12 protein-coding genes are annotated in these 12,133 nt (G+C 72.9%); 5 read left to right on the top strand and 7 right to left on the bottom strand.

Translation table 11 applies throughout. The annotated features are described in order from the left end of the window. Both AB0H52_RS21875 and AB0H52_RS21870 read right to left on the bottom strand, forming a co-directional pair. The coding region (locus tag AB0H52_RS21875) for a hypothetical protein (RefSeq protein WP_357949599.1) at nucleotides 1–332 on the bottom strand (332 nt) is incomplete at its 3' end. Between the two features lie 81 nt (nucleotides 333–413). Then, a complete protein-coding gene (locus AB0H52_RS21870; RefSeq protein WP_357949596.1) occupies nucleotides 414–1,688 on the bottom strand; it encodes an acyltransferase in 1,275 nt (424 codons plus the stop codon). Nucleotides 1,689–1,933: 245 nt separating this feature from the next. On the opposite strand from AB0H52_RS21870, the gene AB0H52_RS21865 reads away from it, so the two are divergent. Together AB0H52_RS21865 and pseI are read left to right on the top strand one after the other, a co-directional pair. After that, complete coding sequence (locus tag AB0H52_RS21865) at nucleotides 1,934–3,088, top strand: glycosyltransferase (RefSeq protein WP_151489979.1); 1,155 nt, start codon at nucleotides 1,934–1,936, stop codon at nucleotides 3,086–3,088. 133 nt (nucleotides 3,089–3,221) lie between these two features. Continuing rightward, nucleotides 3,222–4,274 (top strand): pseudaminic acid synthase, encoded by a 1,053-nt coding sequence (gene pseI / locus AB0H52_RS21860; protein WP_357949593.1) that lies wholly within the window; start codon nucleotides 3,222–3,224, stop codon nucleotides 4,272–4,274. A gap of 93 nt (nucleotides 4,275–4,367) precedes the next feature. Here the strand turns inward: pseI and AB0H52_RS21855 are convergent, their stop codons facing one another. Genes AB0H52_RS21855 through AB0H52_RS21840 form a run of 4 tightly spaced genes read right to left on the bottom strand, consistent with a single transcriptional unit; the run spans nucleotide 4,368 to nucleotide 7,197 of the window. Beyond that, nucleotides 4,368–4,949 (bottom strand): hypothetical protein, encoded by a 582-nt coding sequence (locus tag AB0H52_RS21855; protein ID WP_225854497.1) that lies wholly within the window; start codon nucleotides 4,947–4,949, stop codon nucleotides 4,368–4,370. Next, nucleotides 4,933–5,688, bottom strand: coding sequence for an SDR family NAD(P)-dependent oxidoreductase (locus AB0H52_RS21850; protein ID WP_151489977.1), 756 nt, complete (start codon nucleotides 5,686–5,688; stop codon nucleotides 4,933–4,935). Before AB0H52_RS21850 ends, AB0H52_RS21855 begins: the two co-directional genes overlap by 17 nt. After that, on the bottom strand, nucleotides 5,681–6,949 hold the full coding sequence (locus AB0H52_RS21845; protein ID WP_151489976.1) for an AMP-binding protein: 1,269 nt from the start codon (nucleotides 6,947–6,949) through the stop codon (nucleotides 5,681–5,683). The genes AB0H52_RS21850 and AB0H52_RS21845 overlap by 8 nt, the downstream gene beginning before the upstream one ends. Next, nucleotides 6,946–7,197, bottom strand: a complete 252-nt coding sequence (locus AB0H52_RS21840) for an acyl carrier protein (RefSeq protein WP_091401397.1) — start codon at nucleotides 7,195–7,197, stop codon at nucleotides 6,946–6,948. Before AB0H52_RS21840 ends, AB0H52_RS21845 begins: the two co-directional genes overlap by 4 nt. 99 nt (nucleotides 7,198–7,296) lie before the next feature. On the opposite strand from AB0H52_RS21840, the gene AB0H52_RS21835 reads away from it, so the two are divergent. Next, complete coding sequence (locus tag AB0H52_RS21835; protein ID WP_151489975.1) at nucleotides 7,297–7,806, top strand: GNAT family N-acetyltransferase; 510 nt, start codon at nucleotides 7,297–7,299, stop codon at nucleotides 7,804–7,806. Nucleotides 7,807–7,893: 87 nt separating this feature from the next. On the opposite strand, the gene AB0H52_RS21830 is transcribed toward AB0H52_RS21835, so the two are convergent. After that, complete coding sequence (locus AB0H52_RS21830; protein WP_151489974.1) at nucleotides 7,894–9,627, bottom strand: glycosyltransferase family 39 protein; 1,734 nt, start codon at nucleotides 9,625–9,627, stop codon at nucleotides 7,894–7,896. A gap of 365 nt (nucleotides 9,628–9,992) precedes the next feature. Between AB0H52_RS21830 and pseB the strand changes: the two genes are divergently transcribed. Both pseB and AB0H52_RS21820 read left to right on the top strand, forming a co-directional pair. Further along, nucleotides 9,993–10,976: a UDP-N-acetylglucosamine 4,6-dehydratase (inverting) gene (gene pseB / locus AB0H52_RS21825; RefSeq protein WP_151489973.1), complete on the top strand. Its 984-nt coding sequence runs from the start codon at nucleotides 9,993–9,995 to the stop codon at nucleotides 10,974–10,976. Then, the gene (locus AB0H52_RS21820) at nucleotides 10,973–12,130 is read left to right on the top strand and encodes an aminotransferase class I/II-fold pyridoxal phosphate-dependent enzyme (RefSeq protein ID WP_151489972.1); all 1,158 of its coding nucleotides are present in this window, start codon (nucleotides 10,973–10,975) and stop codon (nucleotides 12,128–12,130) included. Before pseB ends, AB0H52_RS21820 begins: the two co-directional genes overlap by 4 nt. Nucleotides 12,131–12,133: the final 3 nt, after the last annotated feature.

Here is a 12,133-nt window from a genome sequence, read left to right as displayed (position 1 = left end):
GACGGCGCGAGGGGCCCGGCGGTGAACGCCGACGGCGCGAGGGGCCCGGCGGTGAACGCCGACGGCGCGAGGGGCCCGGCGGTGAACGCCGACGGTGCGAGGTGCCCGGCGTTGAACGCCGACGGCGCGGTGGCCGGCGGTGTGAGCGGCCCGGCGGTCAGCGCCGACCCCGCGCCGGCCGGCGCCAGGTGCCCGGGGCCGGGCGAGGCGCCCGCGCTCGCACCCGCGCTCGCGCCCAGCGTGAGGGCGGCGACGACGGCGAGGCTGGTCAGCACCCGTGTCGCCCAGCGCGCCACCCACCACAGGGGACAGGTGAACGCGACCGGAAGCACGTACCCACGCTACCGCCGTGGCCGGCCCGGCGCACCGGCGCCGGGCGTGTCGGCGCACGCCGCGCCGACCAGGGTGGACGATCAGCGCGAGTCGGCGTATGTCGATCGATCCTTGGCCCGGCCACCCCCGCCGACCTGCGCATTGTCGGCCCGCCCGCTGCCCGCGTCGCCGTCGGTGGCGTCGGCGGTGGGGGCGTCGACGCTGGGGACGTCGGCGTTGGGGGCGTCGGCGTTGGGGGTGCGCTGGCGGGGGACGGCCGGCGGGTGGGTCGGGCGGCGCGGGGCCAGCCGGCGCATCATCGGGGTCTCGACGAAGCGGTGCAACAGCCCGGCGAGGACAAGGTTCGCCAGCAGGAAGCCGAGCACCACCGCCGGCCCGCGCCAGCCGCCGAAGCCGGTCCCCCAGTCCCCGGTCCACCGCAGGACGCTGGTCATCACCAGCACGTGCACGAGGTAGAACGCGAACGAGACCTCACCGAGCCAGACCAGCGGCCGGGACCGCCACGGCGACCGGCGACCCCGCACGTCCGCGTCCGCCGCGGCGGTGATCACCAACAGGTACGCCACGGCGAGCAGGGTGGTCCACAACTCGGCGCGGACCCACTGTGCGGCGGCGACCCAGGTGGCCACGAAGATCACGCTGGCGGCGGTCAGCCCCGGCCCTCGCCAGAGACCCCGACGCATCAGCACGGCCGCCACCGCGCCCAACCAGAACTCCAGCGACCGGACCGGCGGGAAGACCTGGGTGAACCACCAGCGGCTGGCCTCCGGCACCAACTGCTGGGCCGGCCAGAGCGCGAGGATCAGCAGCGGCAGCACGACGATCAGCGTCCACAGCAGCGCCGGCCGCGCCCGGCGCAGCAGCGGCAGCACCAGCGGCAGGCAGAGGTAGAAGAAGAACTCGCAGGACAGCGACCAGCTGACCGTGTTGACGCTGTAGAACCAACCGGGCCGGGGATCCCACGCCTGCAACAGCAGCAGGTTCTCCAGCGCGACGGCCGGCAGCACCGGATCGGCGAACCACCAGGCGACCAGCAGCGCCGCCACCCACAGCACCAGATGGTTCGGGTAGATCTTGGCGACCCGTCGCCGCCAGAACGTCCGCCGGGAGTCCCCCGGTCGGGCCGACCAGACCAGCACGAAGCCACTGAGCACGAAGAAGAACTGCACCCCGGACAGGCCGAGGGTGAACAACGCGTCGACGACGGCCTTGTAGTCCGGCTCGGCGATGATCCGCATGGTGCCCGCGTGGAAGCCGAAGACCAGCAACGCGGCGATCCAGCGCAGCCCGGTCAGGGAGGGCAGCCGGGCGGCGGGTGCGGACCGGACCGTCGGTGCGTCGGTGGTGCTCGTCATGCCGGTCTCCTGACACTCCGCAGGGTCACCAGCACGTACGTCTCCTCCCCGGCGCGGCGTCGGACGGCGCGACGGCGACGCCCACGACGACCCGGCAGGGCCGCACCGAGGCACCCTACCGGGTCACTCCCGGGTGAACCGGACGGCCGTCGTTAACCTTCCGCTCGGCGGGAGTTCAGGGACTCCACCTTCGTCGGCCACGTCAGGTTCCGGGGCCGGCCACCCGGGTCGTCGAAGGTGGCGACGTGGTCAATGAGCCGACGCACGCACCGCTGCTGAGCATCGTCGTGCCCGTGTACGGCGTCGAGGCGTACCTGTACCAGTGCCTCGAGTCGATCCGGGCCGACATCCCCGCGGGTGCGTCGGACGCGGTCGAGCTGATCGCCGTCGACGACGCCTCGCCGGACGGCTGCGGCGCGATGCTGCGCTCGTACGCCGGCCGCGACGGGGTGCGCGTCGTCCACCTGAGCAGCAACGTGGGTCTGGGGCTGGCCCGCAACGCCGGCCTCGACGTGGCCACCGGCCGGTACGTCTGGTTCGTCGACAGCGACGACTGGCTGCCGCCGGGCACCATCGCGGCGGTGCTGGACCGGCTGCGCCAGCACCAGCCCGACGTGCTGATGCTGGACCACCTGCGGGTGCACGAGGACGGCCGGCGCGAGGTCGACGCGAGCAGTCACCTGCTGCGCGGGGTGCCGGGTGTGGCCCGGCTGGCCGACCAGCCACAGCTGCTGCGGGTGCAGCACACCGCGTGGAACAAGGTGGTCCGCCGGGCCTTCCTCGACGAGCTGGAGCTACGGTTCTTCCCCGGCTGGTACGAGGACATCCCGTTCAGCCATCCGCTGCTCATCGGCGCGGAGAAGATCTCCGTGCTGGACCGGGTCTGCTACCTGTACCGGCAGGGCCGCCAGGGCGCGATCACCTCCACCCGCAGTGGCCGGCACTTCGACGCCTTCGGCCAGTACGAGCGGCTCATGGACTGGGTGGCCCGCAAGCACCCGGACGAGCGGTTGCAGGCCGAACTGTTCCAACTGATGATCAGCCACTATCTGGTGGTGGTCGGCAACGACGACCGGCTGCACCCGCACCTGCGGCGGGCGTTCTTCCACCGGGTCGCCGAGCACTACCGCCGCTACCTGCCCGCCGGCGGCTACCCGATGCCCTCCGGCGTGACCGGGCTCAAGCACCGGCTGGTCGGGCGCGGTGACTGGCTGGCGTACTCGGCGCTGCGCCAGGCGCACCGGGTCGCGGGCCGGCTGCGCCGCCCCGGCGCGGCGGGAGCCGCCGACGGCGCCACCGACGAGGACCCGAACCGACCCGACGCCGCGACGACGCGGGACGCCGAATCCGCCGTGGCGACCGACCGGCCCGACGCGTTGGCCGGGGGCCGCCTGTCGTGACCGTCGATGTCGCACACCACGCCGGGCGCCGGGTCGGCTCCCGGCGCCGCAGTTTTCCAGGTCGTCCACCCGTCGGGGGGACGATGACAGCACCACCGCACCCCGGTGCGGACGTACCTGAGCAGAGGTCGGAATGACGGCGACAATCAAGATCGGACCGCACGCGGTCGGTGCCGGGGAGCGACCCTTCGTGGTTGCCGAGATGTCCGGCAACCACAACGGCGACCTGGGGCGGGCGCTGGCCATCGTCGACGCGGTGGCCGAGAGCGGGGCGCACGCGCTCAAGCTCCAGACGTACCGGCCGGACACGATCACGATCGACGTCGACACCCCGGCGTTTCGCATCTCCAGCGGGCACGAGCTGTGGGGCGGCGAGAACCTGTACCGCCTCTACGAGCGGGCGCACACCCCGTACGAGTGGCACGCCCCGATCTTCGAGCGGGCGCGCGAGCGGGGTCTGACCGTCTTCTCGTCACCGTTCGACGCGACGGCCGTGGAGCTGCTGGAGTCGCTGGACGCGCCCGCGTACAAGATCGCGTCGTCGGAGCTGGTCGACCTGCCGCTGATCCGGTTGGTGGCCAGCACCGGCAAGCCGATGGTGATCTCCACCGGGATGGCGACGGTCGGCGAGATCGACGCCGCGGTGCGGACCGCCCGCGACGGCGGCGCGGCGGGCATCGTGCTGCTGGCCTGCGCCGCGTCCTACCCGGCGCCGCCCGCCGACAGCAACCTGCGCCGGCTGCCGGTGCTGGCCGGTGCCTTCGACGTGGCGGTCGGCCTCTCCGACCACACGCCCGGCATCGGTGTGGCGGTCGCCTCGGTGGCGCTGGGCGCCTGCTTCATCGAGAAGCACGTGACGCTGGACCGCGCCGACGGCGGCGTGGACTCGGATTTCTCGCTGAACCCGGCCGAGCTGACGGCGCTGGTCGCCGAGTCCGGCCGCGCGTACGCCGCACTGGGTGGCACCGCGATCGGCCCCACCCCGGCCGAGCGGGAGGGGCTGCGGTTCCGCCGTTCGCTGTTCGTGGTCGAGGACGTGCGGGCCGGCGACCCGGTGACCGCGCGGAACGTCCGGTCGATCCGACCGGCCGGCGGGCTGCCCCCGGTGGAGATCGACCGGGTCCTGGGCCGCACCTTCACCACCGACGTCCCCCGCGGCACCCCGCTGAGCTGGAACCTGATCTAACCCCCCGCCCCGCCCCGCCCCCGTCGCCACTAACGGCAGGACGAAGCCGCGCGGGGCGAGCGTGGGGGCGTAGATCCTGCGGTGATCTTGCAGTTACTGCCCGGGTAGAAGGTGCGTAAGTCGCGAATCGTCCGCAAGTGCCAGATCGTGGGGTGGGGGCGTCGGGGCGAAGCCGACGGTGACGATCAGGTCGGCCAGCCGTAGCGTGCGCCAGATCGCCGCGCCGTCGGACGGCGTTCCCAGACCGAAGCGACGCCACCAGGCGACCACCGGCAAATCGGCCAGCTTGCAGCAGCACTCGGCCCGGGTCCATCGGGCCCAGAAGTCCGTGGCGCCGAAGCGGCGGGCCAGCGCCGGGGGCACCGGGGCGTCGGCCCGCTCCGCGTCGATCGCCACCCGCCAGCCGGGGGCCGGCGGCCCGTACCAGCCGACGCAGCGTCCGTCGTCGAGGTAGCTGCGGGTCACCGCGTCGGCCAGCACGGCCGGGGCACCGATGCGCAGGTGCTGCTCGGCTGCGGCCAGCAGTCCCGGCACCGGGCGCGGCGCGCCAGCGCCGCCCGCCCGCAACGGCAGGGCCGCCACGGCCGCCTCCGGCGGCAACGCCGGCGCAGCGGCTTCCGGCCACAGGTCCGGCGCTGCCGCCGGCGTGGGCCGCAGGTCAGATGGAGGCGGCACCGTCCACCACGATGACCTGCCCGTTGATGTTGGTGTGCTCGCGCAGCAGCATCCGTACCACGGGTACGACCTCCACCGGCTCGGTCAGGTGACCGGTCGGGGTGCGGCGCACGATCTGGTCGAGCTGGGTCGGGCCGAGCACCGCGGACATCTCCGAGGCGAAGAAGCCGGGGGCGACCGCGTTGACCAGCATCCGGCCACCCAACTCCCGGGCGAGCGAGCGGGTGGCGGCGTCCATGCCGCCCTTGGTGGCCGAGTACGCGACGAGGCCCGGGAAGCCACGTTGGGCGCAGATCGAGGTGATGTTGACGATCCGCCCGCGGAGCCCCTTGCCGAGCATCCGGCGGACGACCAGCCGGGTCAGTTGCAGGGGCGCGGTCAGGTTGGTCTCGATGATCCGGGCGATGTCGTCGGTGGCGGTGTGGACGTGCAGCGAGTCCTGCCCGATGGCGGCGTTGTTGACGAGGCCGTCGATCGGGCCGAGGCGCTGCTCCACCTCGCGGACGAAGCCCTGCGCGGCGCGCAGGTCGGTGACGTCCACCGAGCCGACGTGCACCCGGTCGGGGCGTTCGGCGGCGAGCTTCGTCAACTCCGGGGTGACGGTACGGGCGAACGCGGCGACCCGTACGCCCGCGTCGAGCAGGTCGGTGACGATGGCCAGGCCCAGCCCTCGTGAGCCTCCGGAGACGAGGACGACGGAGCTGGGGGGTACGAGCTGGGTGTCGGCGGGGTCAGACATCGCTCTTCAGGGTCTCCTTGACGGGGATCTCGGTCAGCACACGGATCCGGCGGGGCACGGCGTGTTCGGGCAGCCGGTCGGCGCACCAGCGCATCAGCGCGGCCTCGTCCGGCACGCCGGCGCCGTCGGCGGGGGCGAGCACCACCTCGGCGACGACCATCCGGCCGAGCACCGGGGCGCGTCGGCCGGTGACCCGGGCCCAGGCCACCGCGGGATGCCCGGTCAGCACGCCACGCACCACACCGGCGGAGACCTTGCTGCCGCCGACGTTGATCTCGTCGGAGTCCAGCCGGCCGGTGATCAGCACCCGGTCGTCGACGACCTGCACCCGGTCCCCGGTACGGACCGGGCCGGCCAGCCCGGCGCCGTGGTACGGGGAGGTGATCACCAGCTCGTCGTCGTGGACGGAGAGCGTCGGCCGCCCGGCGGTCTCCCGGTCGAGCCAGTCGACCGGGAACCCGGCCCGCCCGTCGTGCACCACAATGGACGCCCCCACCTCGGAGGACGCGTAGATCCAGGAGATCCGGGCGGCGGGGAGGAGGTCCCGCAGCTGGTCGAGGATCGCCTGGTCCACCGGCTCCCCGCCGAGGGTGATCTGGCGCAGCGGCACCCGGGCGAGGGCGGCGGCGTCCCGGTAGAGGGTGCGGCGCCAGAAGGTCGGCGTACCGGAGGCGGCGTCGACCCCGTGCGCGGCGGCGAGGGCCGGCCAGTCGTCCAGCTCGTCCGGCTCGACCACCACCAGGTGTTGCCCGGGCTGGGTCAGCGACAGGGTGACCACCTGCCACCAGGCGTACGTGCCGGGGGCGTAGGGGCACAGCCAGGTCCGCTCGGGCTGGTCGGCCCGTACCGTGGTCAGCGTGTCGAGGGTGTGCCCGACCCGCTTGGGACGGCCGGTCGAGCCCGACGTCAGAAGCCACAGCCGGCCGGGGTCGGCGTCGCGTGCTCGGGCCGGCGCGCTCGGGTGTGCCCCGTCGTCGTCGACGACGGTGACCGAGAATCCGGCCTCGGACAGCTCGGCGCGCATCGCCTCGTCCACCCGGCTCGCGGTGCTGAGCAGCAGCTCGGTGCCGTGCACGGCGTGCTGCCGCGCGGCGGCGAGCGCGTGCACGGCGGACTGCGCCAGCACCGCCGCCGGGTCGGGCAGGGCCGGCCTCGGCAGCGTCCGCCAGGTCAGCGCGGCACCGCCGACGACGACCCGGTTGTCGACGCCGGCCGGCTCGGGGTGCGCGGCGGTGGCGGGGTCGGGGGTCGCGACGGTCACTGGTGTTGAAGCTCGACGAGGAAGTCGAGGACGTCACCGACGGTGGCGATGCGGCGCAGGCCGGGGGCGTCGAAGTTGAGTTCCTCCCCCGTCTCGTCCTCGACCCGCAGGGCCAGCTCGGAGAAGTCCAGCGAGCGGAAGCCGATCTCCCGCAGCTGCGCCGCGTCGTCGGCGGGCAGCTCCTTGTCCTGGTTCTTCAGCACCTGAGCCATGAGGTCGCGGATCTGCGCGCGACTCAATTCGTTCATGCGCCGGAGTCTACAACCCAACGAATGCATATCTGATTTCCCGGTGCGTCCGGGTAAGGTTCCCGGACCAGGTGTTAACAGATTGAAAGCGAGAGGCACGTGCTGCGCGGAGCAACGGCGGACGACGTTCACCTGATGTTGTCCTGGCGTAATCAGGAAACCAACCGTCAGGTCAGCAAGAACAGCCACGAGATCAGCGCCGAGGAGCACGCCCGGTGGTGGGCGGCGGTCCGCGACGACCCGTCGCGGCGGGTGCTGGTGTACGTCCGCGACGACCGTCCCTGCGGTGTGGTCACCTTCTTCGACCTGCGGCTGGACGGTCCGCGGACCGGTGCCTGGGGCTTCTATCTGGACGCCGACGGGCTGGCCGAGCGGGGCGAGACGCTGCCCGCCTGGCTGGGCATCATGCGGGAGGCCGTCGAGTACGCGTTCGACGGGCTGCACCTGGATCGGCTCGACGGCGAGGTGTTGGAGCACAACACCGTCGTACGGCAGATGAACCGGCGTTTCCGTTTTGTCGAGGGCACCGGCCGCCGAGAGTTGTCCGACGGCCGGGAAATCACCGTCATCCCCATTTCCCTCGCCCAGGCCGACCGCCGGCGGCGATGATTACCGGACACATTCGCGTCATGGCCCGACGCCATTAACCACGAATGTGTCCGGTGGACATCAACCGTTCACCAGGGGTCGAGCGGGTCAGGCCCGCCGCCAGGCCGCCCAGTGCTGGCGCTCATTGCCGCCGAGCCGGACGAAGCCGTACTTCGCGCCGTCCCAGTCGTCGGGTTGGCCGGGCGCCCAGCGGGCGAACACCACCTGCGCCGCGGCCGGCGGCTGCTCACGGAACCACCGCACGTCGGTCCACGTCACCTGGTGGCTGAGGTTGAACCGCTGGATGTAGTGCACGCCGGTGGAGGCCCACACCCGCTCGCCGGGGCGTACCCCGACGTCGGCGACCCGGGGGGTGGGCGCGGTGCTCGCCACCATCGGGCGGACGAGGCGCTGGTCGATCACCTGCATGGTGACGAGGTTGACCACCACGAGGGCACCGAGGATCGGCAGTCGCAGGCGGGGCACCTGGACCACGGCGACGAGCAGCAGGCAGCCGGCGATGCCGATCAGCGACCCGACGACCGGCCGCATCTCCCGCCAACCGCCGGTGAGCGCCATCAGGTCCGGAGCGCCGAAACCGCCGTAGCGCAGCGAGTGTCCCCGGCTGGCCACGTACGCGAGTCGGGCCGCGACCAGCGCGCCGCCGGCGACCAGCAGGGCGACCGCGACGGCCGCGCGGCGCAGCACCACGCGGCGTCCCGCGGTGAGCAGCACCCCGAGCCCGACGAGCATCCAGAACGGCGCGAGCATCTGCACGTAGCGCCCGTAGATCGCGTCCAACGGCTTGCCGGTGATGCCGGCCAGGATCACCGAGGCGCCGCTGGCGACGCCCACGCTCGCGACCAGCGCGACGCCCATCGTCCAGCGGGTCGCGTCGCCGTGCCGGGGACGCCACAGCTCCCGGACGGCGGCGGCCCAGGCCACGCCGGCCATCCCGAACGTGATCACGACGAGGTACCAGAGTTGGGTGGTGACCGCCGCGCCGACCCGGACCACACCCTGCGCGGACGCGACGGCGTCGACCACGCTGCCGCCCGGGGTGCTGCCGAGCAGGTAGACCTTGTCCCCGAGCAGCCGGATGCCGGCCTCGTTGACCAGCGCCAGGGCCAGCACCGGCAGCAGCGCCGCGAGCACCCCGGCGGGCGTGATCCGGCGGCGGACGAGCAGCAGCAGGACCAGACCGGCGTGGATCCCGACGATCACCAGGCCGCGGGAGTGCAGGAGGTGGAAGGCGCCGACGAACACCCCGACGGTGGCCGCGGCGAGCGGGCCGGGTCGCTCGATCCAGCGGTGCACGGCGAGCAGCCAGGCCACCACCAGCGGCGCCATCACCGTGTCGATCATGGCGACGCCGGCGTAGAACGCGGTGGCCGGCAGGGTCGCGGCCACCACCGCCGCGAGCAGGGCGTACGAGCGGCGCAGCCGGAGCAGTCGCCGGCCCAGCAGGTACGCCAGGGGCAGCAGCGTCGAGTTCACCATCGCGTTGATCAGCTGGACCAGCCGGTAGCTGTCGCCGAAGTCCCGGTCGCCGAGGAACGCCGGCGAGATCAGCATCGGGTAGCCGACCCGGCGCAGCAGGTCGTTCTCGCTGCTGAACCCGCCCGGCCCGCCAGCGAGGGCGCGGGCGGTGTTGAGGTAGCTGTCCTCGTCGGTGTGGGCGATCGGCAGCACGATGTGTCGGGACAGCCACATCCGCCAGGCGACGCTGAGCACCCACCCGACGAGCAGGAGCAGGGGCACGAGCCAGCGCCGCGCGGGTGCGGCGGGCGGCGTACCGGCCGGGGCCGCCGGCCGTTCCATCACGTCGCTGCCGGATGCCATCAACGCCTCCTGAGTTCGCCGGCCGGGCCGGGTCCGTGCGGGCCGGATGGCGTACGTGCCGGCCGGTGACGCTCGGGGGTGAACCGTTCGCGCCGAGCCGGCGCGGATGTCGGGTGGACGCGGTAACCAGTGGCTCGCGGGGGCGGCCGGGTCGCTCGCGCGGCCACTGTAACGGCCGGATCCGGCCTGGTCAGCCCGCTTCACGCGCGGTCGTAAGTGTTCGCCTGCGCGGTGTCCGGCATTCACGGGAGCAGCGGTCGCGGTTAACCCGCGAGCGCCGGGGCGTTAACCCGCCATGGCTAGCGTGTCACCCCGGTCGGCCGGCCGAGGGCCGCCCGAACATCCACGATCACGGGAGCACCAAATTGAGTGAGTTGAATGGATCGTCCATTCTGATCACCGGGGGAACGGGTTCCTTCGGCAGGACCTTCCTCCGGCACATCCTCAACGAGGCTGACCCCGCCCGGGTGGTGGTCTTCTCCCGCGACGAGCTCAAGCAGTACGAGCTGCGCCAGCAGCTCGGCGACGACCCGCGGCTGCGCTGGTTCATCGGCGACATCCGCGACCGGCACCGCCTGACCCGTGCCATGCACGGCGTGGACCACGTGGTGCACGCGGCCGCCCTGAAGCAGGTGGACACCGCGGAGTACAACCCCTCCGAGTTCATCGCCACCAACATCACCGGCTCGCAGCACGTCGTCGACGCCGCGATCGAGGCCGGCGTCAAGAAGGTCATCGCGCTGTCGACCGACAAGGCGTCCAGCCCGATCAACCTCTACGGCGCGACGAAGCTGGTCGGCGACAAGCTGTTCGTCTCGGCCAACCACTACGCCGCCCACCATCCGACCCGGTTCGCGGTGGTCCGCTACGGCAACGTGGTCGGCAGCCGCGGCTCGGTGGTGCCGCTGTTCCACCGGCTGGCCGCCGAGGGCAAGAGCCTGCCGATCACCGACAAGCGGATGACCCGGTTCTGGATCACGCTGGAGCAGGCCGTCCAGTTCGTGATGGACTCGTTCGACCAGATGCAGGGCGGCGAGCTGTTCGTGCCGCGCATCCCGAGCATGCGCATCCTCGACCTGGTCGAGGCCGTCGCGCCGGACGCCACCACCCACGAGATCGGCATCCGGCCCGGCGAGAAGCTGCACGAGGAGATGATCGCGCCGGACGACAGCCGCCGGACGCTGCGCGCCAAGGACCGCTACATCGTGCAGCCGACCATCGCCGGCTGGGGCTACCAGCCGCCGGTCGACTGCGAGCCGGTGCCGGACGGCTTCGCCTACCAGTCGGACACCAACGACGAGTGGCTCAGCGTCGAGCAGCTGCGCGACATGCTCGGCCTCACCGCATGACGGGGATGCTCCCGTACGGCCGGCAGTCGGTCACCGAGGACGACATCGCGGCCGTCGCCGACGTGCTGCGCGGCGACTGGCTCACCACCGGGCCGCAGGTGGACGCCTTCGAGGCCGAACTCGCCGAGTGGACCGGCGGGGTCGGTGTCGCCAGCGTCTCCAACGGCACCGCGGCGCTGCACGTGGCGTACGCGGCAGCCGGGGTGGGGCCGGGCGACGAGGTGGTCGTACCGCCGATGACGTTTGTGGCGACCGCGAGCAGCGCGGTCGCCCTCGGCGCGAAGATCGTGTTCGCGGACGTCGACGACGAGACCTTCTGCCTCGATCCCGCCGCGGTCGCCGACGCCGTGACCTCCCGGACCAGGGTCGTCTCCGCGGTCGACTACGCCGGGCACCCCGCCGACTACGACGCCCTGCGCAAGTCGATGGTGGGCAGCGACGCGCTGCTGCTCGCCGACGCGGCGCACTCGATCGGCGGGACGTACCACGGTCGGCCGGTGGGCTCGCTCGCCGACCTGACCACGTTCTCGTTCTTCCCCACGAAGAACCTGACCACCGCCGAGGGCGGCGCCGTCGCCGCGCTGGACCCGCGGATCCTCAAGCGGGCCCGCCGGTTCCGCGGCGTCGGCGTGGTCCGGGAGCGCGACGACCTGCGCTTCGGCGACGAGGGTGGCTGGTACTACGAGGTGCCCGAGTTCGGGCTGAACTACCGGCTGCCGGACGTGCTCTGCGCGCTGGGCCGCAGCCAGCTGCGCCGGCTCGCCGAGTTCAAGGCGCGCCGGGCCGCCCTGGTCGCCCGCTACGACGAGGCACTGGCCGACCTGGACGGTGTCCTGCGGCCCACCCGCCGGTCGTGGGCCGACCCGGCGTGGCACCTCTACCCGATCCGGGTGCTCGACGGCCGTCGCCGCGAGGTGTACGACCGGATGCGCGCCGCCGGCATCGGTGTGCAGGTCAACTACGTCCCGGTGCACTGGCACCCGGCGTTCGCCGACCTGGGCTACCGGCGCGGATCCTGTCCGGTGGCCGAGTCGTTCTACGAGCAGCAGCTGTCGCTGCCGCTCTACCCGGGTCTCCGCGACGCCGACCAGGACCGCGTCATCGACGCGCTGACGGCCGCCCTGCGAGCCGGCTCGGTGCGTTCCGCCGCCTGATGG

The sequence above is a fragment of the Micromonospora sp. NPDC050695 genome (assembly GCF_040654415.1).
GTDB lineage: Bacteria > Actinomycetota > Actinomycetes > Mycobacteriales > Micromonosporaceae > Micromonospora.
This window is presented reverse-complemented; position numbering and strand designations above follow the sequence as displayed.

Bases quoted from the DNA above. Each gene is read 5' to 3' on its own strand.
- AB0H52_RS21870 (WP_357949596.1), bottom strand. From the start codon at position 1,688: ATGACGAGCACCACCGACGCACCGACGGTCCGGTCCGCACCCGCCGCC.
- AB0H52_RS21820 (WP_151489972.1), top strand. From the start codon at position 10,973: ATGACGGGGATGCTCCCGTACGGCCGGCAGTCGGTCACCGAGGACGAC.
- pseI (WP_357949593.1), top strand. From the start codon at position 3,222: ATGACGGCGACAATCAAGATCGGACCGCACGCGGTCGGTGCCGGGGAG.
- AB0H52_RS21850 (WP_151489977.1), bottom strand. From the start codon at position 5,688: ATGTCTGACCCCGCCGACACCCAGCTCGTACCCCCCAGCTCCGTCGTC.
- AB0H52_RS21840 (WP_091401397.1), bottom strand. From the start codon at position 7,197: ATGAACGAATTGAGTCGCGCGCAGATCCGCGACCTCATGGCTCAGGTG.
- AB0H52_RS21830 (WP_151489974.1), bottom strand. From the start codon at position 9,627: ATGGCATCCGGCAGCGACGTGATGGAACGGCCGGCGGCCCCGGCCGGT.